We start from the raw sequence: 21,395 nt of genomic DNA on the forward strand, positions 1-21,395 counted from the left end.
AGCCCACCACGGAGCCCCCCGATGACCGATACCGCCGCACAGACCCAACTGCTTCAACCGCACGACAAGGACCTTGGCGGTGGCTTCAAGGTGCGGCGCCTGCTGCCTGCGGCGCAGCGCCGTTCGGTCGGGCCGTTCGTGTTCTTCGACCACTTCGGTCCGGCCACCGAGCAGCCCGGTGCCGAGCACGATGTGCGGCCGCATCCGCACATCGGCCTTTCGACGGTCACCTATCTTTTCGAGGGCGCGATGATGCATCGCGACAGCCTTGGGAGCGTGCAGGAAATTTTGCCCGGCGCCATCAACTGGATGACGGCGGGCCGCGGCATCGTGCACTCCGAACGCAAGCCCGAGCGGCTCAAGGCCGATACCTACGTGAACCATGGCCTGCAGCTTTGGGCGGCCTTGCCGCAGGCGCATGAAGAGGTCGAGCCGAGCTTCGAGCACACGCCGGCCAGCGCTATTCCCGAGCTTGTGGAGCAGGGCGCGCAAGTGCGCGTGCTGGTGGGCGAGGCCTTTGGAAAGCGCTCACCGGTCAAGACGCTGTCGCAGACGCTCTACCTCGATATTGCATTGCCGGCGGGCGGCCGCTTCGAGCTATCCGCGCTGGCACGGGAGCTGGCCGTCTATGCCGTCGATGCCGATGCGCGCGTCAACGGCGAGATCATTGCGGCACATACGATGGTTGTCCTGCCGGACGGCCAGGGTGCGGTGCTGAGCGCCGATACGGCGGTGCGTTTGATGGTGATTGGCGGCGAGCCACTCGATGGGCCGCGCTACATCACCTGGAACTTCGTCTCCAGTCGGCGCGAGCGCATTCTGGAGGCGGGCTCCGACTGGGCCGCCCAGCGCATGGGCCATGTGCCCGGTGAGACCGAATTCATTCCGCTGCCGGGCAAGCCGTTCGGCGTGCGCGAGCCGGACGTCGGCACCACGCCGGTCTGACGAGCCCGCGGCGACGAAGGCCCCGCGCCTCGGAGCTCAGTTCTTGCGTTCCAGGTCGGGATCTTCGGCCGCGCGCGCGCTGGCATCGGCCGCGCGTGCGCTCAGGTCCGGCGCGAGCGCGCGCCGGCCGTCGAACACGAAGCAGTCGCCGTGATAGTGCGCACCGCCGACCTCTTCGAAATATTTCAGGATGCCGCCTTCGAGCTGCAGCACGTTCTCGATGCCTTCCTCGCGCATGAGGATGGCGGCTTTTTCGCAGCGGATACCGCCTGTGCAGAAGCTCACCACCGTCTTGCCCACGAAATCGGCGCGGTGCGCTTTCAGTGCGGGCGGGAATTCGGTGAACTTGGTGATGCGCCAGTCGATTGCGCCGTCGAAGGTGCCTTCGTCGACCTCGAAATCGTTGCGTGTGTCGAGCAGTGCGATTTCTCGGCCCTCGTCGTCGTGGCCTTGGTCGAGCCAGCGCTTGAGCGTGAGGGCATCGACTCCTGGCGCCCGGCCGGCTGCCGGCTGGATGGCGGGATGGTCCATGCGGATGATCTCGCGCTTGAGCTTCACCAGCATGCGGCGGAAGGGCTGCGTGGCCGACCAGCTTTCCTTGGTTTCGAGGTCTGCAAAGCGCGGATCGGCGCGCAGGCTGGCTACAAAGCTGTGGACGGCGTCGGCTGCGCCTGCCAAAAACAGGTTGATGCCCTCCGGAGCCAGCAGGATGGTGCCCATGAGGCCCAGCGCCAGGGCGCGCCCGCGCAGGTCTTCACGCAGCACGGGGCTGTCGTCGATGGCCACGAACTTGTAGGCCGCAATATTCAAAATCTCTTGCACGGGGCGGAATTGTAGGTGCCGCCGGGCCGCCCCAAGGCACCGAGCCTCCCCCTCGGGGGGTGGCGAAGCACACGAAGTGGCAAGCCGGGGGGCTCAATTTAGGGGATTGCCAACCCACATCGTGGAGTGCCGGTTTCTACAATGGGAGGATGTTTGTTCACCTGCGCCTGCACACCGAGTTTTCCGTCGTCGACGGCACCAACCGAATCGATGAAGTCGTCAAGGCCGCCGCTGCCGACAAGCAGCCCGCACTGGCCATCACCGACCTGAACAACCTGTTCGGGGCGATCAAGTTCTACAAGCAGGGGCGCAGCAAGGGTGTCAAGCCAGTCATCGGCGCTGAAATCTTCGTCGAAGGGTTGGGCAAGGAGCCCGGCGTGCTCACGCGCATCGTGCTGCTGGTGCAGAACATGGAAGGCTACCTGCACCTTTCAGAATTGCTGGCGCGTGCCTGGACCCAGAACGTGGGCCGGGGGCAATCCCAAGCCGCCTGCAAGCTCGAGTGGCTCGAAGAACTGCAGGGCGGGCTGATCGCGCTTTCGGGCGCGCAAGCCGGCCCGCTGGGCGCGCCGCTCTTGCAGGGGCAGGAAGAACGCGCCGCCGAATTGGCGCTTCAGTTGGCGGGCATGTTCCCGCACCGCTTCTACATCGAGTTGCAGCGTGCGGGCCGCCCCGAGGACGAGCCGCACGTGATTGCCGCCGTGAAACTCGCCGCGCGGCTGCGCCTGCCCGTGGTTGCCACGCACCCCGTGCAGTTTGCTGAACGCCAGGACTACGAAGCGCACGAGGCGCGCGTCTGCATCTCGGAAGGTGAAATCCTGGGCAACCCGCGCCGGGTGCGCAAGTTCACCGAGGAGCAGTACTTCAAGTCGAGCGCCGAGATGGAGGCGCTCTTTGTCGACGTGCCGAGCGCGCTTGCCAACACGGTCGAGATTGCCAAGCGCTGCAACCTGACGCTGGTGCTCGGCAAACCGCAGCTGCCCGACTTTCCGACGCCCTTCATCAGCGAAGGCGTGCGCATGCCGATCGACGAGTTCTTCCGCCAGGAGTCCTTCGCCGGCCTTGAGGAGCGGCTGGTGCACCTGTACCCAGACCCCGCCAAGCGCGATGCCGAGCGGCCGCGCTACGTCGAGCGGCTGGAGTTCGAGATCAACACCATCTTGAACATGGGGTTCCCGGGCTACTTCCTGATCGTGGGCGACTTCATCAAGTGGGCCAAGAACAACGGCTGCCCGGTGGGTCCGGGCCGGGGCTCGGGCGCGGGCTCGCTGGTGGCCTATGCGCTTAAGATCACCGACCTCGATCCGCTCGAATACAAGCTGCTGTTCGAACGGTTCCTGAACCCCGAGCGCGTTTCGATGCCCGACTTCGACATCGACTTCTGCCAGGGCAACCGCGACCGGGTGATCGACTACGTCAAGGACAAATACGGCCGCGAGGCCGTGAGCCAGATCGCCACCTTCGGAACCATGGCCGCACGCGCCGCCATTCGAGACGTGGGCCGCGTGCTGGACATGAGCTACATGTTCTGCGACGGCATCAGCAAGCTCATTCCGAACAAGCCGGGCCAGCCGGTCACCATCCAGTACCCGCCCGAGCCGAAGGTGGAGGGCGACAAGAACAATTACGCCATCGAGATGGAGCCGCAGCTTGCGGCCCGTATCGAGAAGGAAGAAGAAGTGCGCATGCTGGTGGAGCTTGCGCAAAAGCTCGAGGGCATGACCCGCAACATCGGCATGCACGCGGGCGGCGTGCTGATTGCGCCCGGCAAGCTCACCGATTTTTGCCCGCTGTACCAGCAGCCCGGCAGCGACTCGGCCGTGAGCCAGTACGACAAGGACGACGTGGAGGCCATCGGCCTCGTGAAGTTCGACTTTCTGGGCTTGGCCACGCTCACCATTCTCGAGATTGCCAAAGAGTTCATCGTCAAGCGCCACAAGGGGCAGGAGAACTTCGCGTACGAGAACATCAGGCTGGACGACCGCGAAACCTACAAGCTGTTTTCCGAGGGCAAGACGGAAGCGGTGTTCCAGTTTGAAAGCCGCGGCATGCAGGGCATGCTGAAGGACGCACGGCCCACGCGCCTTGAAGACCTGATTGCGCTCAACGCGCTGTACCGGCCGGGCCCGATGGACCTGATTCCGAGCTTTGTGGCGCGCAAGCACGGCCGCGAAGAGGTGGAGTACCCGCACCCGGCCGTGGCCGAAATGCTCTCCGAGACCTACGGGATCATGGTCTACCAGGAGCAGGTGATGCAGACCGCGCAGATCCTGGGCGGCTACTCGCTTGGCGGCGCCGACCTGCTGCGCCGCGCCATGGGCAAGAAAAAGCTCGAGGAGATGGCCGAGCACCGCGAAAAATTCCGCGCGGGCGCGCTCAAGACCCACGGCATTCCGCAAGACAAGGCCGACGAGATCTTCGACTTGATGGAGAAGTTCGCGGGCTACGGCTTCAACAAGTCGCACGCCGCCGCGTACTCGCTGCTGGCGTACCACACGGGCTGGCTCAAGGTTCATTACACGGCCGAGTTCTTCTGCGCCAACATGACCGTGGAAATGGACGACACCGACAAGCTCAAGGTGTTGTTCGAAGACGCGCAGAAAAACTTCGGCATTACCTTCGAGCCGCCGGACGTGAACCGCGGCAACTACCGTTTCGAGCCGGTTACCGACAAGGTGATTCGCTACGGACTGGGTGCCGTCAAGGGCACGGGCCAGCTGGCGGTCGAAGCCATTGTTCGGGCGCGCGAAGAGGGCGGCCCGTTCAAGAGCCTGTTCGACTTTTGCGTGCGCATCGACCGCCAGCGCATCAACAAGCGCACGGTCGAGGCGCTCATCAAGGCCGGTGCGTTCGACGCCATCCAGCAGAACCGCGCTTCGCTCATTGCCTCGGTCGACCGCGCCTTCGAATTTGCGGTGGCCACCGAGGCCAACGCGGCGCAGGTCGACATCTTCGGCGACAGCGAGCACGGCTCGGCCACGCAGGAGCCCGAACTGGTCGACGCCACGCCCTGGGGCGTGAAGGAGCGGCTCACCTACGAGAAAACGGCCGTGGGCTTCTACCTCTCGGGCCATCTGTTCGACGAGGTGTCGCACGAGGTGCGGCGCTTCTGCAAGCGCGAGATCGGCGACCTGATGGACACCCGCGAGCAGCAGGTGATTGCGGGCATCGTGAGCGACTTCCGCGTGATCAACGGCCAGCGCGGACGCCTGGCGATCTTCAAGCTCGACGACAAGTCGGACTCCATCGACGCGACCGCCGACGAGGCGCTGATCAACGCGAACCGCAACACGCTGAAGGACGACGAACTGGTGATCGTGAGCGGCCGGCTGCAGCCGGGCCGCGGCGGTTTCGAAGCGCGCTTCCAGGTGCAGCAGGTGTGGGACCTGGCCACGGCGCGCTGCCGCTTCGGCAAATTCCTGCGTGTGGCGGTCAACGGCAAGGCGCCGGACATCGCGCGCCTGGTGAAAGACTTTCCGCCGCGCACCGAGCAAAGCGAACACGGCGACCTGGTGCAGGGGCTGCCGGTGCGTCTGTCGATGGCGCGGGGCGGCGCGCAGGTCGAGTTGCAGCTTGGCGAGCGCGCCAAGTTCTTTCCGACCGATGCCGCGCTGGCAAGCTGGACGGCGCAGGCCGAAGCCGGAAAAGCCTCGGTCGTCTACGAGTGAGTTAGCGGCGCCGGATGTTCCTCAGGGAACATTCGGGCGCCGGGGCTGTCCATCTGGTTCTTCTCAACCAGGCCTTCAAAGGAGGACAGATCGAATGGCCCATGGCAAGACCGAGACCCTGAAGAAAACCACGCTGGCCATCGGCGTGTCACTCGTGCTGGCGCTGCCCTTGTCGCCCGCCCTTGCGCAGTACGCAGGCCCGAGCACCGTACAGAGGATGACCGTCAAGCAACTGCTCGACACCGGCAAGGACGACCAGCACGCCACGCTGCGCGGCTTCATCGTTTCGCACGACGGCGGCGAGCACTACACCTTTGCCGACGACACCGGCCGCATGAAGGTGGAGATCGATGCCAAGCACTTTCCGCCGGGCGTGAAGATCGACGACAAGGTGCGCGTCGAGATTTCGGGCGAGTTCGACAAGGATCTCGTGGGCAACAAGGCCGAGCTCGACGTCAAGCGGCTGAGCGTCGCGGCGGCCAAGTAAAGAGCGCCAGCGCTTTCGCTGCCTTTGGCGCGCAAGCACCGAAGGCAGCGGAATCTCAACCTTAGCGCTTGGGCCGTAGCGAGACGATCAGCGACGGGAAGATGCGCCCGTCCGTGTCGCGCGGCAGCTTGTCGGTCTTGCGCAGGCCGCGTTCGGCGGCTTCGTCCCAGCTGGGCAGTCCGCTCGATCGGGTCAGCTTGACGCCGACGATGGTTCCGTCGGGTGCCAGATTGACTTCGAACTCGGCGGCCGGATTGCCATTGACCGTTTCCGCATCGGGGAAGGTGATGTTCGGGCGAACGGCCGCGGCGATGCGCCCTGCATAGCCGCTCGAAGGCCCGGACGAACGCAGGGCCGTGCCCTTGGAATCGTCGCTGCCGCTCGCGCCCGCGAGGCCTTGCATGCGCTTGAGCGTTGCGGCGCGGTCGGCGGCGGCCTGCTTGGCTGCCGCTTCCTGCTGCTGTTTTTTCGCTTCGGCCTGCTTGGCCTCCGCTTCCTGCTGCTTCTTCTGTTGCTCGGCGAGCTTTTGCTGCTGGGCCTTCTTGCGCTCGGCCTCGTCTTCGGCGCGCTGCTTGGCTTCGAGCTCTTTCTTGCGCTGCTGTTGCTGGCGCTCGAGCTCGCGCTCCTTCTGCTCTTTTTCTTCCTTGAGCTTTTTCTCGCGCTCGAGCGCGATGTCCGGCGCGCGCGGCGGCGGTGCGGGCTCGGGAGCCTTCACCTGGGGTGGAGGAGGCGGCGGCGGTGGGGGAGCCGGCGGCGGTGGTGCGGGAGCGGGCGTGGGCGCCTGCGGGGCGGACAGGCGCGGCGCGGCCTGCTGCACCGTGGAAGACCACAGCTCCGCGTCGACCGCGCCTTCGTCGGCGTCGCTGCGCCAGCGCACTCCCCACGTCAGCGCCGCAATCAGGAGCGCATGCGCGACCAATGCAAGCAGCACCGCGCGCGGCGTGCCGCGCTGCGGCGGTGGGGCGAACTCGGGGCGATCCAGGGCGAGCGACATGCCTTATTTGCCGCCTGTGGTGGTGACGGACAGGCCCACGCGCTCGATGCCGCTGCGCTTGAGCTGGTTCATCGCCTTCACGACGGTTTCGTACTTGACGGACTTGTCGGCGCTGATGACCACGGGGCGCTGGTCGTCGCCACCCTGGGCGGTCTTCGCCGCGGAGCCGATCTGGGTCATGGGAACGGACGTGCCGCCGCTGCCGGCGGACGGGTCTTTCTTGATCTGCACTTCGTCATCGCTCTTGATGACGATCTCGATGGGCTTGTCGGGCTGCTTGTTGGCACGGTCGACCGAGGGCAGGTTGATCACGCTCGGCGTGATGAGCGGCGCCGTGACCATGAAGATGATCAACAGCACCAGCATCACGTCGATGAACGGGACCATGTTGATCTCGTTGATCGTGCGGCGGCCTCGGCCCCGGGATGAAACGGCGGGCATGCGCTGGGCCTCCGTTCAGCGGTTGCCCGGAGTCGCCGAAGCTGCCGTCGCGCTCGCGGCCGGGTGGGCCGAGAGGTTGCGCTGCAGGATGTTCGAGAACTCCTCGATGTAGGTCTCGAGCGCAATGGCGATCTTGTCGATCTCGCGCGCGAAGCGGTTGTAGCCCACCACCGCGGGAATGGCTGCGAACAGGCCGATGGCCGTGGCCACCAGTGCCTCGGCAATGCCGGGTGCCACGGTAGCCAGCGTTACCTGCGCGAGCGCGGCCAGGCCGGTGAAGGCGTGCATGATGCCCCAGACCGTGCCGAAGAGGCCGACATACGGCGACACCGAACCCACGGTGGCCAGGAACGAGAGGTTCTGTTCGGCCGCGTCGAGTTCGCGCTGGAAGCTCGCTCGCATGGCGCGGCGGGCGCCGTCGAGCAGCGTGCTGGCGTCGCTCACGTGGCGTTCGCGCAGCTTCTGGTATTCGCGCATGCCCGAAGCGAAGATGCGCTCCATGGGGCCGGCGAACTTGGCGTTCTGCGCGGCCGAGGCAAACAGCTCGTTCAGGCTGGTGCCCGACCAGAACTCGCGCTCGAAGTCGTCGTTCAGCGCCCGCATGCGACGCAGCGCGAAGTACTTGCGGATGATCGCGGCCCAGCTGGCAATCGAAACGATCACGAGCAGCAGCACGACCAGTTGGACCACGAAACTCGCGTGGAGGAGGAGATTGATGATCGAGAGGTCTTGGTTCATGGCTTGAAAGGTTGAGTCATGGAGCCGCCGGAGCGCTCGAGGGTTCCCGAAACTTGGGTCGGTATGCGCGCGGGGCGCAATGTGGTGGCGTCCACCCAGCCGATGCGGATGGTGCCTTCGCACAGAAGGACGGGCGCCGGGGCGCCTGTTCGCTCTTGCTCTGTTTTTGATAGCACCTGCTGACCGATTATCAACGACGCCGTACCCATTTGTCGGAGATCGGCTGTAACCAGCAGTTCGTCGTCGAGCCGGGAGGGGCGATGGTATTTGAGCTGGGTTTCGCTCACCACGAACTGGCCGCCGGTTTCCTCTCGGAGCTTTCGCTGCTCCACGCCCAGCGAGCGCAGCCATTCGGTGCGCCCGCGTTCCATGAACTTGAGGTAGTTGGCATAGAACACGATGCCGCCGGCATCGGTGTCTTCCCAGTACACGCGGATCGGAAACGCGTAGCTCATCGGGCCGGGTTCGCCATCATGGCCCGCAGGCGTTCGATGGATTCCTCGAGATGCGCCATCGAACTGGCGGTGGAAAAGCGCACGAACTTGCCGGTTTCGGCGGTGCCGAAATCGCGGCCGGGCGTCACGGCCACATGGGCGCGCTTCATGGTTTCGAAGGCGAAATCCCAGCTGCCCGAAATGCCGAGCTTCTCGGCCACGCTGGTGCAGTCGGCCCAGGCGTAGAAGGCACCATCGGGCACCACCGGCACGCTGAGGCCCAGCGCATCGAGCTGCGGAATGAACCAGTCGCGGCGCGCCTTGAACTCGGCGCGGCGGCGTTCGTATTCGGCAATGCTCGCATCCTCGAAGCAGGCCAGCGCCGCATATTGCGACACGGTGCTGGGGCAGATGAAGAGGTTTTGCGCCAGCCGCTCGACCACCGGCACCAGCGCTTCGGGCACCACCAGCCAACCAAGGCGCCAGCCCGTCATGTTGAAGTACTTGCTGAAGCTGTTGATGCTGATGACGTTGTCGTCGATGGCCAGCGCCGTCTGCCCGAAGGCATCGTCGTATGAGAGCCCGAGGTAGATCTCGTCGATCAGCGTGATGCCGCCGCGCTGCGACACAACGTTGTGGATGCGGCGCAGCTCGTCGGGCGCAATCGAGGTGCCCGTGGGGTTGGAAGGCGAGGCGAGCAGCACGCCGCGCGTCTTGCCGGTCCACGCGGCTTCGACCTTGGCGGCGGTGAGCTGAAACCGCTCGTCGGCCGTGGTCGGGATCATCACCGCGGTGCCATCCGCGGCGCTCACGAAATGGCGGTTGCAGGGGTAGCTCGGGTCGGGCAGCAGGATCTCGTCGCCGGACTCGATGAGCGCCAGGCAGGCCAGCTGCAGCGCGGCCGACGCGCCGGCCGTCACCACGATGCGGCGTGCCGGTACGTCGACGCCGAAGCGCTGCGCATACCAGCCGCTGATGCGCTCGCGCAGATGGTCGAGCCCGGTGGCCTGCGTGTACTGCGTGGCGCCGGCACGCACGGCGCGCGCGGCGGCTTCCTGGACCAGCGGCGGCGCGGTGAAGTCGGGCTCGCCGATGTTCAGGAAGATCATCGGCCGGTCGGTATGCGCCACCTCGCGCGCCAGCACGCCGGCGGCCTTGGCAACCTCCATCACATAGAACGGTTCGATGCGCTGTGCGCGCTTCGAAATTCTCACGTCCTGGCCTTGCCGGAAGTGCGGTCGGCCTCCACCTCGGCCGCGCGCAGTTGCGGCGCCAGGCCGTTGAGCACGGCGTTCACGTACTTGTGGCCGTCGGTGCCGCCGAATTCCTTGGCAAGCTCGATGCACTCGTTGAGCACCACGCGCCACGGCACGTCGAGGCAGTGCTGGAACTCGTAGACGCCGATCCACATCACGGCGTGCTCGATGGGCGATATTTCTTCGAATTTGCGGTCCAGCAGCGGGCGGATCAACGCGTCGAGCTGCTCGGCACCTTCGATGGCGCCGTGCAGCAGCGCGTCGTAATGCGCGGCGTCGGCCTTGTGGAAGCCCGCAAGGTCGCGCGTGAACTGGTCGATGGCGGCGGCGTCATTGCGGCCCACCAGGTGCTGGTAGAGCGCCTGCAGCGCAAATTCTCGCGCGCGGCTGCGGTTGGACTTGGCCGAAGCCTTGCGTGCGCCGGTGCTGGTGAGGCCGGTGCGCGCCTGGCGCGGCTTGGCGCCTGCTGTCTTGTTGTTGTCTTCGGTCATTTGAGGGAGGCCAGCAATTGCGCCATCTCGACAGCCACCTGGGCCGCATCGCGGCCCTTGTCGGTCTGGCGGGCAATGGCTTGCTCCATGTTTTCGGTCGTGAGGATCGCGTTGGCGATGGGAATGCGATGGTCCAGCGCGATGCGGCTCACGCTCGCGCCGGATTCGTTGGCCACCAGTTCGAAGTGGTAGGTTTCGCCGCGGATGATGCAGCCCAGCGCCACAAGCGCGTGGTAGCCGCCGCGCACGGCCATCGCCTGCAGGGCCACGGGCACTTCGAGCGCGCCGGGGACCTGCACATGATGGATGTCGTCCGCCGCCACGCCGAGCTTTTCGAACTCGGCCAGGCAGGCCGCGGCCAGCGCGTCCGTGATGTCGGCGTTGAAGCGTGCCTGGACGATGCCGATGCGCAGCCCTTTTCCGTCGAGCGGCTTTGCATCCGCTCCCTTGTTTGCACCTTGCATGTCGTGTCAGTCTTTCGTGAGGTAGCCGGCAATTTCGAGGCCGTAGCCTGCAGCCATGCTCGGCATGCGGCGGGGCGTGCCGAGCAGGTTCATCTTGTGCACGCCGCATTCGCGCAGGATTTGCGCGCCGATGCCGTAGCTGCGCAGGTCCATGCGACCGCGTTCGGGCGCTTGCGCGGGACGCGCGGTACCGTCGAACTGGGCCAGCAGTTCGCCGGCCGTTTCGCCGCAATTCAGCAGCACGGCCACGCCCTTGCCTTCGTTGGCAATGTGCGCCAGGCTGGCGTCAAGGCTCCAGGAGTGCAGCGAGCGGTTGATTTCGAGCGCGTCGAGCACCGAGAGTGGCTCGTGCACGCGCACCGACACCACGTCGTCCGGCGCCCACGTGCCGCGCACCAGCGCAAGATGCACGCCGCGGCTGGGCTTGTCGGTGAAGGCGTGGGCGGTGAAGGTGCCCCACGCGGTCTGGATTTCGCGGCAACCGACTTTTTCGACCAGCGACTCGGTGCGGCTGCGGTGCTCGATGAGCGCGGCAATGGTGCCAATCTTGAGCCCGTGCTCGGCCGCAAAAATCTGCAGGTCGGGCAGCCGCGCCATGGTGCCGTCTTCGTTCATCACCTCGCAGATCACCGAGGCGGGCGAGCAGCCGGCCATGGCCGCCAGGTCGCAGCCGGCTTCGGTATGGCCGGCGCGCATCAGCACACCGCCGTCCACCGCCTGCAGCGGAAAGATATGGCCGGGCTGCACCAGGTCGCTGGCCACGGCATTGCGCGCCACGGCGGCCTGCACGGTGCGGGCGCGGTCGGCGGCCGAAATGCCAGTGGTCACGCCTTCGGCCGCCTCGATCGAAACGGTAAACGCGGTCGAATGCTTGGCGCCGTTGCGGGACACCATGGGCGGCAGCTGCAGCCGCTCGCACATTTCGCGCGAAAGCGTGAGGCAGATCAGCCCCCGCGCATGGCGGGCCATGAAGTTGATGGCTTCGGGCGTGATGTGGTCCGCGGCAATGACGATGTCGCCTTCGTTCTCGCGGTCTTCCTCGTCCACCAGGATGACCATGCGGCCGGCGGCAAGCTCGGCCACGATCTCCTCGACCGGGGAAATCGGCGCGGGTGCCCGCGAACCGCGGGGCGCGCCGATAGGGGTGACGGAGGCGTTCATTCGGCGGTGTCCTTGGAATACGTGGAAGGAGTTGGCACCAGGACGCCAGCCTGGAGCATGCGCTCCACGTAGCGCGCCACGGTATCGATTTCGAGATTGACCTTGGAGCCGGCCGTGAGGCTGCCCAGGGAGGTGTTTTCGACGGTGTGCGGGATCAGGTTGATGCTGATTTCCGCACCGTCTTCGATGTCGCTCACGCTGTTGACCGTCAGGCTCACGCCGTTGATCGTGATCGAGCCCTTGTAGGCCAGAAAGCGCGCCAACGCCGGCGGCGCGACCACGCGCAGTTCCCAGCTTTCGCCCACGGGCGCAAAGTGGCTCACCGTGCCGATGCCGTCCACATGGCCCGACACGATGTGCCCGCCCAGCCGGTCGCTGGCGCGCAGCGCCTTCTCGAGGTTGATGCGGGCGCCTTGCTCGGTGAGGCCAGCGGTCTTGTCGAGCGATTCGGCCGAAATGTCGATGGTGAACAGCTGCTGCGCCGGATCGAGCGTGGTCACGGTCATGCAGGCGCCGTTGAGCGCAATGCTGTCGCCAAGGCCTACATCGTCGAGATATCCGTCGGGCACCGAAATGCCGAGTCTTTTGCCGTAAGAGGAGGAGGGGCCGAGGTCGTGGATGGCGGCGATGCGCCCCACGCCGGTAATGATTCCGGTGAACATTTGCACATTTTCGCAGATGCGGGGGCCCTCGGCCTTTCCGCGGCGCTTTGGCCGTGCAATCCGCCTCCGCTTGCCCGAGGCGGGCCGCTAGAAGCTGTCGCGCCCGCGCACCCGCGACACGACCCGAAGGTCGGGCCCGAGCATCTGCACAGACTTGAATTCGAGCGCCAGCGCGCCTTCCAGCGAGGTGAGCGGCCCTTCGGCGTGCAGGTGGCTCGCCATGTCGAGGCCGCTGCCGATGAGCTTGGGCGCCAGATACACCAGCAGTTCGTCGACGCAGCCTTCGCGAATGAGCGAGCCGTTGAGCTTGTGACCGGCTTCGACGTGGAGTTCGTTGACGCCGCGCGCTGCCAGGTCTTGCAGCATGGCGGCCAGATCGACCTTGCCGCTTGCATTGGGCAGGCAGGTCACGGTGGCGCCGCGTGCTTCCAGGGCGGCAGCGCGGGCTTCGTCGCGGACAGCCGCGTAAATCCAAACCGGACGGCCTGCTATGAAAACATGAGCATCGGGCGGCGTCTGCAAGTGGCTGTCGACGATCACCAGATACGGCTGGCGCGGCGTCTCGATCAGTCGTACGTCGAGCCGGGGGTTGTCTTCGAGCACCGTGCCGACGCCGGTCAGCACCGCGCTGGCGCGAGCCCGCCATGCGTGGCCGTCGGCGCGGGCGGCCTCGGACGTGATCCATTGGCTGACGCCGTTGGCAAGGCCTGTCTTGCCGTCGAGCGAGGCTGCGACCTTGAGGCGCACCCAGGGCAGCTTGCGGACCATGCGGCTGAAGAAACCAATGTTGAGTTCACGCGATTCGGCCGCGCCGGGGCCGGTTTGTACCTCGACACCTGCTGCCCGAAGACGGGCGAAACCCTGTCCAGCGACCAGCGGGTTCGGGTCAGCGAGCGATGCCACGACCCTGCCGATGCCGGCCGCGATCAGGGCGTCGCAACAGGGGCCGGTGCGTCCGTGATGCGAGCAGGGCTCGAGCGTGACGTAGGCGGTGGCGCCCACAACCGAATGGCCCTTGGCCGCCGCATCGCGCAGCGCCATCACTTCGGCATGCGGTCCGCCGGCTTGCTGCGTATGGCCCTGGCCCAGCACACGCCCGTCTGCATCGCACAGCACGCAACCCACGCGCGGGTTGGGATCGGTCAGCAACAACGCGGCCGAGGCCAACTGCAATGCGGTGGCGATGTGCTGCGCGTCTTGTTCGGGGGAAGGCATGGACTGCGAGAAGAATTAATTAACACCGGAGCCGCTGGATCATACGAGCGGCGGTCAAAAGCGGATGAACGGCAAACGGCATGCAGAGAGCCGCACCTACGCTCCAGTTTCGATGCAGGAATAAAGAAGCAACCGAAGTTGCAGGACGGGGGAGGACATCGAAAAATGGCTACATCAAGGCAGGCCTCCACGGGCTTTTCGCTCGTGGAGGTGCTCGTTTCCATTGCGGTGCTGAGCCTCGGTTTGCTCGGCTCCATCGGCATGCTGCTCACGGCTGTGCGAACGGGCAAGGAAGCCGCAACGTTCGCTGCGGCAGTCAACCTTGCTCGCGACCTCTCGGAAAAGGTTCGCATGAATCCGGGCGTCGCGGCCAGAAACGACGCGGCCAATACTTACCTCGTCGTCAACTGGAGCGCGGATTCCGGTACCGGCGGTGCCTCGGGTGGATGCGCGGCGGCCGGAGGGGCTTGCGATCCGGAAGGCCTCGCCGCTTGGGACATGGACGAATGGATGCGCCGCGTTGCCAAGGCACTGCCCGGTGCCCGCGTCAGCGTGTGCTTCGACGACAACCCTTGGAACGCGTCGGCCGGCGAATACGCGTGGCCATGCAGCCAGTCAGGCCGCAATGTGGTCGTCAAGCTCGGCTGGGTGCCGCACGCCGACGCTGCGGACGCAAAGCACGGCGGCAAGCCGCAGCGTGAGCTTCCGCCTCGCTTGGTGATGCAGCTGGTTTCCGGCTAGGCGAACGGCTGCCATGCGAGCCTCTTATCACCCAATGCGCCTGCGCCAGTGCGGGATGACCTTGGTCGAATTGATGGTCGCCGCCGCGATTGGCCTGATGGTGGTGCTCGCCGCCACGGCCACCTTCCTTGGCAGCCGGCAGCTCTTTGCCGCCAATGCGGAAGCGCAGTCGGTGGAAGATTCACTGCGGTTCGCGGCTGCCGTCGTCAGGGGCATGGTGCGGCAAGCCGGCTATACCGACTACGCACCGGACCGCGTCGGCTCCGACGGCACCGTGGTCATCGGCAGCAGCGCAAACCTGATGGCCTCGGCCGACGATCCATCCGACCTGGACATCGTCGGCGCGAGCAATGCGCGGGTGAGCTTCACAGGCGAAAGCCACGGCAGCCACAACAGCAGGGGCGTGAACGGAAGCGACTCGCTGCGGGTGCGGTTTTTCGGCCGCAGCCGCGCCGGAGGCGGCGACACCGAGCCCGACGGCACCATGGTCGATTGCATGGGCATCGCCCAGCCCGGGCCTGCTGATGGCGAGCCGTCGCTCGCCGATCGGGCGTGGAGCTTCTTCTTCGTGGCCGAAGCTGCCGACAAGGAACCCGAGCTTTACTGCAAGTACCGCAGCGACAAAGAGGGTGCGTTCAGGTCCGAGCCGCTTGCGCGCGGCATCGAGGTGTTCAAGGTCGTCTACGCCTACGACGGCAATGGCGACAGCGTGCCTGAACGCTGGCTCGATGCAGCACAGCTGGAGGCGCTAGCGGGCTCCACCGCCGGCATCAACAGTGAGTGGCGCAAGGTGGTCGGTCTTCGCATCGGCATGGTGGCGCGCAGTGGCCCCGGCATTGGTGGAGCCCAAACGCAGGTCGAACGTCTTTACCCCCTCGGCGCCGACTTTCCCAGCGTGAGCTTCATGCCGCCGGCGGACGGCAGGTTGAGGCGCACCTCCACCTTCACGGTCATGCTGCGCAACGTCATGAAGGAGCCGGCACCATGAGCCGGAGCGGCCCTTCGCCGCAGCGAGGCTTCTCGTTGATCGTGGTGCTGTTGATGCTGCTCATTGCGATGGTGCTGGGCATTGGTGCGGCGCAAGTCTCGCTCGTAGGCGAGCGAAGCGCACGCAACGACCGCGACACCGAAATCGCGTTCCAAGCCGCCGAAGCCGCGCTCGTCGACGCCGAGCGCGACGTGCTCGGCCCCAACCCAAGCGCGGCGCAGCGCCTGTGTGTTTTCAACGGCAAGGACGTCTCGGCCTTTGTCGCGGGATGCGGCGGCCCGGGCATTCACCAAGGGTTGTGCGCCCATGCAGAAGACGGCGCCAAGCCGGTCTGGATGACGGCTGATTTCGCTGCTGAAAGCACAACGTCGGTCGCCTACGGCACCTTCACCGGACAAAGCTATGCCACTGCCAGTGCGGCCGCAGGCACCCGCGGCGGCGCGCTCTCCGCACGCGCGCCGCGCTACATCGTGGAAGCGGTGCGCAACCACGGCGGCTGGCAGTCCAGCCAGCTGCAGAGCGCAAGTGCACGAAACGCCTCGCATCTTTTTCGCATCACGGCCATCGGCTACGGCGTGCGGGACGAGACGCAGGTAGTGCTGCAAACCAATTTGTACAAGCCGGCCGCCAGCCCGGGTTGCCCGTCCTGACTTTCCATCTTTTTTGCTGAAACGGAATCCGAATGCGTTCTCCTGAAAGTCGCTTGTGCCCGGCGGCAGCTGTTGCCGCGTGGGTGCTCTGCATCGGTACCTCTGTATTTGCAACGGACCGCGGCGTGGCGCCGGCTGTAGATCTCCCGAGCGAGCCGCTGTCTTCCATGGCGTCGCGCGTCGACGCGAACATGGTGCTCGATCTTGCGCTGGAGTTCTCGAACACCGGTGCGGCCTATCGCGGCAGCTTCGACTGGAAGAAGGTCTACCTCGGCTATTGGGATCCGATGGCCTGCTACGGCTACGCCCCCGCCGATGGCCACTTCAAGCGCGTGGCTCCGGCAACCCGACTTGCAGGCGGCGAGATCGCGTGCGCGCATCAATGGAGCGGCAACCTGTTGAACTGGGCCGCCACGTCCACCGTCGACGTGCTGAGGCTTGCATTGACGGGCGGCGACCGGGTGGTGGACGAAGCCGACCGCACCGTGCTGCAACGTGCGGTGCTGCCGCAGGATTTCTATCGCAGCGCCGGCTTCGCTGGGGCGAATGCGGAGGGCTCATTCAGGCCGAGGGCTCTGCCCGAAGCTGCGCTTTTCGCTCGAGCTGCGCGCGGCGCGCATCGATCGCCAGCAAGCGAGCCTTTTCATTGCCGTGCGTTGTCACCGAGAACCACTCGGCGATGCTCCTGCCATCGATCCCACCGGTTTTGGCCAGCCAGTAGCGGGGCAACTCATCGGCGCCCTTGACGCACGAGACCCCGGGAATGCCCGAGCTGTTGTTTTTTCTGAGGATCTCGACGATGGGAATGGGCTCGGGCAGCTTTCGTTTCGACCTGGACGCCGTGGCCTTGGCGGCATTTGGCGCCTTCTGTGTGGTCGCCCTCACGCTTGCTTCGGCGGGATGAACGTTCCGCAGTCCTTTCATGGCCTCCAGTTGCTTCTCGCGCTCCGCCATGGCCAGGCACTCCGCCTGGGCTGCGCCGTAGCGGCCCACGCCGAAGGACTTGGTCAACAGGCGATCAGCGCTCACACGGGTGATCGCGTGCCAGCTCATGATTTCGCCCTTGGCGTTGAAGCGGAAGGTCACGCCGGAGACGCCGCTCTTGTTGGTGGTGCGCAGGTTCTGCGCCAGTTCGCTTCGCTCGGGCGGCAGATGGTTGCGCACGATCTCGTCTCGGTAGGCCTGCGCGCACGCCAGTGCAGCGGCCTCGCCGCCATACCGGCTGAAGGCGAAGCTCCTCATGAACCGCGTTCCCGCGCGGCTCAGGGTGACTCGCCAGCTGTTGGCTACGCGGAAGATGCCGTACATCGCCGGCACGTTGTAGAAGTTGCGGCCACCCGACGCCGATGGCGCTTCGTGCGTGTTCGCGGGCCCTGGACCTGCATTCGCGCCGGCATCGCTTGCCGAGAGGGATTCGCTCTGCTTCATGCTGCTTGTCTGAAGTGGATTTCAGCCGAGGCCCGGCCTCGACCGGACGAAGGGCTCTTGCTCATGGGCGTACGCGAAATGTGTCTCGGCGGAAAGCTGCGGAGCCCGATCAAAAGCTTGCGTTGAGATTGAACCCAAAGGTGGTCCTGGCCGTGCGATACCCCTCCGGCTTGCGGATGGGCGCCCCCATGAAGAAGTCATAGCTCAGCTTGCTCCACTGCCCCCGCACGCCAATGACCGCACCTGCGAGGCTCCGGCCCAGCAGGTCCACAGTCGAGCGCCCGCCCACATGCCCGTAGTCGGCGCCGACATACAGCTCCGCGCCGCTCTGTCCCACGGCCCATCCAACATCGTTGCGAATCAGCCAGCCCCGCTCGCCCATCAGGCTCGTCTCGCCGTCGAAGCCGCGCACCGTGTAGCGCCCGCCGATGGCGAACCGGTCCTGCGACATCAGCGGCGTGCGGTTCCACTGCGCGCGGATCAAGCCCGAATAGCGCAGCTTCTGCGCCCCCAGCTTGAACGGCGCATTCAGGCTCACTTCGGCCGTGTACAGCTTCATGCGCGAAGTGCCTTCGCCGAACTCTTCTTCCGGCGCCGCGATGGAACCGAAGCCGCCCGTGCCGTGCTTGAACGCCAGCGTGCCCTCCAGCGTGGCCTCGCCGATGAACTCCTTGTGGTTCAGGCCCAGCTCCCAGCCGCCCACCACCCGGTGCTGCACATCGACCTCGGTGTCGTCCACGAAATTGCGCGATTCCCTGCGGAACCCCTTGAGCGCCAGCGTCGTCTTGCGGCTCTGGTCGCGGTACAGCAGGCGCGAGAGCTTCACTTCGGCGTTGTTGGTCTTGCCCGCATACACATAGTCCTGGTTCAGCCCGGCCACGCTCTGGTGGTACTGGCTGTTCGAGGCCGTGAACCCCAGCATCCAGTAGCCGTACGGCAGCGAGTAGTGCACCGTCTGGCCCTCGGTGCCGTAGCTCGGCAGATCCTCGGCCGGCGGCGTGACGCCGAAGGTGGCCCAGATCGGATCGGTGCGCGCATACCAGCTGCCGGGCATGGCGACGGTCTCGCAGACCTGGACATCGCCGCCGCTGCAGTGCTGGTAGCTGCGGTCGGCGCTGTTGGCCGGGCTTCGCAGGTAGTAGGCGCGGAACTGCGCGAGCGGGTAGTCGGGCGACGGGATCAACAGGCGCACGTTGGCATTGCTGCCGGGCGCCTGGGGGTCGGTGGCGGGGACGCCGGCCCAGCCGTTCCAGCCGATGTCGGGGATCCGCTCGAAGCCGCCGATGCTGAAGAGGACTTCGCTCGCCGCATAGCGCACGCTGCTGCCGGGAAGCGCGTATTCGACGATGTGCTGGTCCGATCCGGGCTCCAGAGTCCAGGTCACGCCGCCGTTGGTGTTGCTCAGCGTGGCCGTCTTGATGTCGACGTTGCGGGTCGCCTCGATCGTTGCGGCGTGGTTGTTCACGGCGCCGGCCGAGCCAGTGGCATGGCCCGCCGCATCGAGGCCGCCGCCGATGAAAAGGTCGCCGTCGCTGAAGATCAGCGATCCGTCGCGGTTGTTGACGGTGGTGGCGCCAATATCCAGGCGCTGGCGCGCGGCAATGGTGGCGGCGCTGGTGGCGCCGTTGGCGGCGGTCTCGGCCAGGTTGTTGAGCGTGCCGACACCGATGGAGATCTGGTCGCCATAGATGCGTCCAGTGCCGATGTTGGTCAGCGTGCCTGCGTCGATGCGGGTCACGACACCGTCGATCACGCCCCGGTTGGTCACGGTGCCCGTGGCGCTCAGGTGGGTGGTGGTGCCCTGGATGTCGCCAGTGGCGGTGTTGTCGATGTTGGCGGCCGCGAGCGACAGAGCGTTGCCGGCGGCGATCCGACCGCTGTTGCGGATGTTGCCAGTGGTGGCGATGCCCAGGTCGCGATTGGCGATGGTCTCGCTGCCGGCGGCGAAGACGGCGTCCTGCGTCAGGACCAGGCGCATGTCCTGCTGGGAGAGCAGCCGGCCGGTGTTGGCGAGCGAGGCTGCGTCGACGACGAGGGCCTTGCCGGCGAGCAAGGTGCCGCCGTTGGCCACGCTCAGGGTCTTGGCACCGGGATTGGCGGCATTGGGATCGACGATGGCCAGCGTGTCGCCGGCATGGATCAGGCCGCCGGCGCCGTTGTCGATGCGGCCGCTGCTGGTGAGGGTGGTGTTCACATCCGCCCGAATCGCGCCCGCGGTGTTGTCGACGGTCGTGGCGGCGATGGCGACGTTCTGCCCTTCGATGCCTTGTTCGGCGCCGGAGGTGAGGCGGTTGTCGATGCTGCCCGCGTTCAGGGTGGTCGTGGCAGTCGAGCGGATCAGGCCGCCGACGTTCGCGATGCTGCCGGCGTTGATGCCCACGTCGCCAACGGCCAGCGTCTGGCCGCCGCTGTTGTCGTAGCCTGCGCCCTGGGTGTGGATCGCCACCGTGGACTGGCTGAGCACCAGGCCGCCACTGGTGTTGGTGAAGGCCTGCGTGTCGGCGGTCAGCGCACCATTCGCGCCGATGAACCCGGCCGTGTTGTTCACCGCACCCGTGTTCAGCGTCAGCGTGCCGCCGCTGGTGATGCCGCCCTGGCCATTGCTGTAGCCCGCCGCATTGGTGTTGCTCAGGCTCTGACCGTTCGTATGGATGGTCATCGCGGCGCCCGACTGGACCAGGCCGGCGTCGTTCACCAGCGCGCCCGAGCTCACCGCCACCGTGGTGGTCGCGGCCAGCGTGCCTTGCGTGTTGTTCAGCGTGTTGCCGTGCGTGTCCACCACCAGGCTGTTGCCGAAGACTTTGCCCGATTGGTTGCTCAGACCGCCATTGCTCAAGGTGGTCGCGCCGCCGGCTTGCAAGGTGCCGCTGTTGTTCGTCGTCGCGCCCGTGGTCGTGACATTCAGGTTGCCGGAGACGGCGGCGGTTGTCCCTGCGCTGTTGTCCAGGCTGGCCGCGGTCAGCGTCGTGTTGCCGTTCGCGGCCAGGGTGCCACCCACGTTGGTTGCGGCCCCGCCGATGGTGGCGCTCAGATCGCCGACCGCGGTCACACTGCCCGCGTTGTTGTTCAGGCTGCCCGCCGCGAGTGTGGTGTTGCCGCCCGCGAGGATCTTGCCACCGGCCGAGTTGTCGAGTGGTCCGGTGGCCGTGAGGCTCAGGTTGGAGGCACCGCCCGCCTGCAGCGTACCGCCCTGGTTGCTCACCGAGCCTGCACTCGCAGCGATGGCACCGTTGCTCGCGATGGTGCCGGCGTTGTTGTTCAGCAGGCCGCCCACAGCCAGGGTCGTGGCGCCCGTGCCGGCCTGGACGAGGCTGCCGCCCTGGTTGCTCAGCGACCCCGCGCTCAGGTCGATCTGCTGGACGTAGGTGGTCCCGCCGTCCTGGTTGAAAGCGCCCGACAGGGCCACCGCCAGCGCGCCGTTGGTCGTGATTTGGCCGTTGCTGCCGCTGTAGTTGCCGCCCGCGATGGCGAGCGTGCCGGCGCCGGCATGCTCGATCTTGCCGCTGGTGTTGGTGATGCTGGCGCTGTTCAGGCTCAGGTCCTGGCCGTTGCTGGCGATGCGCCCGCCGTCATTGTTCAGGGTGCCACTGGTGGCGATGGTCGTTGCGCCCGTGCCTGCGTTCACCTTGAGGCGCTCGACGGCCTCACGAAAGTTCGCTCCAGCGTTTTCAGGCTTCGGCAACGTCATAGACCTTCCAATGGCTTGCTTCTCGGGCTGAAGGCTTCGGTGCCTAGGCGAACGGGGGTTGACGGTTCTCAGCTGTTTGTCAGTCCTCAAGAGATCCGTATCGCAGGCACTCTGCGCAGTTC

Annotated in this window: 19 protein-coding genes; 6 read left to right on the forward strand and 13 right to left on the reverse strand. The window is 66.1% G+C overall.

Going from position 1 to position 21,395, the window contains the following annotated elements:
* Positions 1–21 precede the first annotated feature (21 nt).
* Entirely contained in the window at positions 22–945 is a 924-nt protein-coding gene (locus tag V9K97_RS10235; protein ID WP_337317853.1) for a pirin family protein, read from the forward strand.
* A 36-nt stretch (positions 946–981) separates the two neighbouring features.
* On the opposite strand, the gene V9K97_RS10240 is transcribed toward V9K97_RS10235, so the two are convergent.
* A complete protein-coding gene (locus V9K97_RS10240; protein WP_258507014.1) occupies positions 982–1,767 on the reverse strand; it encodes a sulfurtransferase in 786 nt (261 codons plus the stop codon).
* A 149-nt stretch (positions 1,768–1,916) separates the two neighbouring features.
* Here V9K97_RS10240 and dnaE point away from each other — a divergent pair, with 149 nt between their 5' ends.
* Both dnaE and V9K97_RS10250 read left to right on the forward strand, forming a co-directional pair.
* Entirely contained in the window at positions 1,917–5,435 is a 3,519-nt protein-coding gene (gene dnaE / locus V9K97_RS10245; protein ID WP_337317855.1) for a DNA polymerase III subunit alpha, read from the forward strand.
* Positions 5,436–5,529: 94 nt separating this feature from the next.
* A complete protein-coding gene (locus V9K97_RS10250) occupies positions 5,530–5,922 on the forward strand; it encodes a YgiW/YdeI family stress tolerance OB fold protein (RefSeq protein WP_337317857.1) in 393 nt (130 codons plus the stop codon).
* A gap of 61 nt (positions 5,923–5,983) precedes the next feature.
* On the opposite strand, the gene V9K97_RS10255 is transcribed toward V9K97_RS10250, so the two are convergent.
* The 10 genes from V9K97_RS10255 to ribD form a co-directional block, all read right to left on the reverse strand.
* Positions 5,984–6,916 carry a cell envelope integrity protein TolA gene (locus V9K97_RS10255; RefSeq protein ID WP_337298534.1) on the reverse strand — a complete coding sequence of 311 codons (933 nt, stop codon included), beginning with the start codon at positions 6,914–6,916 and terminating at the stop codon, positions 5,984–5,986.
* A gap of 3 nt (positions 6,917–6,919) precedes the next feature.
* Entirely contained in the window at positions 6,920–7,357 is a 438-nt protein-coding gene (locus tag V9K97_RS10260; protein ID WP_337317859.1) for an ExbD/TolR family protein, read from the reverse strand.
* A 15-nt stretch (positions 7,358–7,372) separates the two neighbouring features.
* The gene (gene tolQ, locus V9K97_RS10265) at positions 7,373–8,095 is read right to left on the reverse strand and encodes a protein TolQ (protein ID WP_126750007.1); all 723 of its coding nucleotides are present in this window, start codon (positions 8,093–8,095) and stop codon (positions 7,373–7,375) included.
* The gene (locus V9K97_RS10270) at positions 8,092–8,550 is read right to left on the reverse strand and encodes a YbgC/FadM family acyl-CoA thioesterase (protein ID WP_157614416.1); all 459 of its coding nucleotides are present in this window, start codon (positions 8,548–8,550) and stop codon (positions 8,092–8,094) included. Before V9K97_RS10270 ends, tolQ begins: the two co-directional genes overlap by 4 nt.
* Entirely contained in the window at positions 8,547–9,743 is a 1,197-nt protein-coding gene (locus tag V9K97_RS10275; RefSeq protein ID WP_337317861.1) for a pyridoxal phosphate-dependent aminotransferase, read from the reverse strand. The genes V9K97_RS10270 and V9K97_RS10275 overlap by 4 nt, the downstream gene beginning before the upstream one ends.
* A complete protein-coding gene (nusB, locus tag V9K97_RS10280) occupies positions 9,740–10,276 on the reverse strand; it encodes a transcription antitermination factor NusB (RefSeq protein ID WP_126750010.1) in 537 nt (178 codons plus the stop codon). Before nusB ends, V9K97_RS10275 begins: the two co-directional genes overlap by 4 nt.
* On the reverse strand, positions 10,273–10,740 hold the full coding sequence (ribH, locus tag V9K97_RS10285; protein WP_126750011.1) for a 6,7-dimethyl-8-ribityllumazine synthase: 468 nt from the start codon (positions 10,738–10,740) through the stop codon (positions 10,273–10,275). Before ribH ends, nusB begins: the two co-directional genes overlap by 4 nt.
* A 6-nt stretch (positions 10,741–10,746) precedes the next feature.
* Positions 10,747–11,901 carry a bifunctional 3,4-dihydroxy-2-butanone-4-phosphate synthase/GTP cyclohydrolase II gene (ribBA, locus tag V9K97_RS10290; protein WP_258507000.1) on the reverse strand — a complete coding sequence of 385 codons (1,155 nt, stop codon included), beginning with the start codon at positions 11,899–11,901 and terminating at the stop codon, positions 10,747–10,749.
* Positions 11,898–12,563, reverse strand: coding sequence for a riboflavin synthase (locus V9K97_RS10295; RefSeq protein ID WP_337298531.1), 666 nt, complete (start codon positions 12,561–12,563; stop codon positions 11,898–11,900). The genes ribBA and V9K97_RS10295 overlap by 4 nt, the downstream gene beginning before the upstream one ends.
* An 87-nt stretch (positions 12,564–12,650) precedes the next feature.
* Positions 12,651–13,778: a bifunctional diaminohydroxyphosphoribosylaminopyrimidine deaminase/5-amino-6-(5-phosphoribosylamino)uracil reductase RibD gene (gene ribD, locus V9K97_RS10300; RefSeq protein WP_337317864.1), complete on the reverse strand. Its 1,128-nt coding sequence runs from the start codon at positions 13,776–13,778 to the stop codon at positions 12,651–12,653.
* A 165-nt stretch (positions 13,779–13,943) separates the two neighbouring features.
* Here ribD and pilV point away from each other — a divergent pair, with 165 nt between their 5' ends.
* From pilV to V9K97_RS10315, 3 genes are read left to right on the forward strand one after another with little or no spacing between them, the layout of a single operon-like run.
* Positions 13,944–14,519 (forward strand): type IV pilus modification protein PilV, encoded by a 576-nt coding sequence (pilV, locus tag V9K97_RS10305; protein ID WP_258506994.1) that lies wholly within the window; start codon positions 13,944–13,946, stop codon positions 14,517–14,519.
* Between the two features lie 34 nt (positions 14,520–14,553).
* Complete coding sequence (locus V9K97_RS10310; protein ID WP_337317866.1) at positions 14,554–15,507, forward strand: PilW family protein; 954 nt, start codon at positions 14,554–14,556, stop codon at positions 15,505–15,507.
* Complete coding sequence (locus V9K97_RS10315) at positions 15,504–16,157, forward strand: pilus assembly PilX family protein (RefSeq protein ID WP_337317868.1); 654 nt, start codon at positions 15,504–15,506, stop codon at positions 16,155–16,157. Before V9K97_RS10310 ends, V9K97_RS10315 begins: the two co-directional genes overlap by 4 nt.
* Before the next feature lie 561 nt (positions 16,158–16,718).
* Here the strand turns inward: V9K97_RS10315 and V9K97_RS10320 are convergent.
* Together V9K97_RS10320 and V9K97_RS10325 are read right to left on the reverse strand one after the other, a co-directional pair.
* Positions 16,719–17,465, reverse strand: coding sequence for an AP2 domain-containing protein (locus tag V9K97_RS10320; protein ID WP_337317870.1), 747 nt, complete (start codon positions 17,463–17,465; stop codon positions 16,719–16,721).
* 229 nt (positions 17,466–17,694) lie between these two features.
* Positions 17,695–21,273: a ShlB/FhaC/HecB family hemolysin secretion/activation protein gene (locus V9K97_RS10325; protein WP_337317872.1), complete on the reverse strand. Its 3,579-nt coding sequence runs from the start codon at positions 21,271–21,273 to the stop codon at positions 17,695–17,697.
* Positions 21,274–21,395 lie beyond the last annotated feature (122 nt).

This window comes from Variovorax sp. CCNWLW186 (assembly GCF_037203865.1).
GTDB lineage: Bacteria > Pseudomonadota > Gammaproteobacteria > Burkholderiales > Burkholderiaceae_C > Variovorax.

Excerpts from the sequence above, each read along its gene's own strand:
- ribD (WP_337317864.1), bottom strand. The coding sequence starts at position 13,778 with ATGCCTTCCCCCGAACAAGACGCGCAGCACATCGCCACCGCATTGCAG.
- V9K97_RS10315 (WP_337317868.1), top strand. The coding sequence starts at position 15,504 with ATGAGCCGGAGCGGCCCTTCGCCGCAGCGAGGCTTCTCGTTGATCGTG.
- tolQ (WP_126750007.1), bottom strand. The coding sequence starts at position 8,095 with ATGAACCAAGACCTCTCGATCATCAATCTCCTCCTCCACGCGAGTTTC.
- V9K97_RS10320 (WP_337317870.1), bottom strand. The coding sequence starts at position 17,465 with ATGTACGGCATCTTCCGCGTAGCCAACAGCTGGCGAGTCACCCTGAGC.
- V9K97_RS10310 (WP_337317866.1), top strand. The coding sequence starts at position 14,554 with ATGCGCCTGCGCCAGTGCGGGATGACCTTGGTCGAATTGATGGTCGCC.
- V9K97_RS10325 (WP_337317872.1), bottom strand. The coding sequence starts at position 21,273 with ATGACGTTGCCGAAGCCTGAAAACGCTGGAGCGAACTTTCGTGAGGCC.
- V9K97_RS10255 (WP_337298534.1), bottom strand. The coding sequence starts at position 6,916 with ATGTCGCTCGCCCTGGATCGCCCCGAGTTCGCCCCACCGCCGCAGCGC.
- pilV (WP_258506994.1), top strand. The coding sequence starts at position 13,944 with ATGGCTACATCAAGGCAGGCCTCCACGGGCTTTTCGCTCGTGGAGGTG.
- V9K97_RS10250 (WP_337317857.1), top strand. The coding sequence starts at position 5,530 with ATGGCCCATGGCAAGACCGAGACCCTGAAGAAAACCACGCTGGCCATC.
- ribBA (WP_258507000.1), bottom strand. The coding sequence starts at position 11,901 with ATGAACGCCTCCGTCACCCCTATCGGCGCGCCCCGCGGTTCGCGGGCA.
- dnaE (WP_337317855.1), top strand. The coding sequence starts at position 1,917 with ATGTTTGTTCACCTGCGCCTGCACACCGAGTTTTCCGTCGTCGACGGC.
- V9K97_RS10235 (WP_337317853.1), top strand. The coding sequence starts at position 22 with ATGACCGATACCGCCGCACAGACCCAACTGCTTCAACCGCACGACAAG.
- V9K97_RS10270 (WP_157614416.1), bottom strand. The coding sequence starts at position 8,550 with ATGAGCTACGCGTTTCCGATCCGCGTGTACTGGGAAGACACCGATGCC.
- nusB (WP_126750010.1), bottom strand. The coding sequence starts at position 10,276 with ATGACCGAAGACAACAACAAGACAGCAGGCGCCAAGCCGCGCCAGGCG.
- ribH (WP_126750011.1), bottom strand. The coding sequence starts at position 10,740 with ATGCAAGGTGCAAACAAGGGAGCGGATGCAAAGCCGCTCGACGGAAAA.
- V9K97_RS10260 (WP_337317859.1), bottom strand. The coding sequence starts at position 7,357 with ATGCCCGCCGTTTCATCCCGGGGCCGAGGCCGCCGCACGATCAACGAG.
- V9K97_RS10295 (WP_337298531.1), bottom strand. The coding sequence starts at position 12,563 with ATGTTCACCGGAATCATTACCGGCGTGGGGCGCATCGCCGCCATCCAC.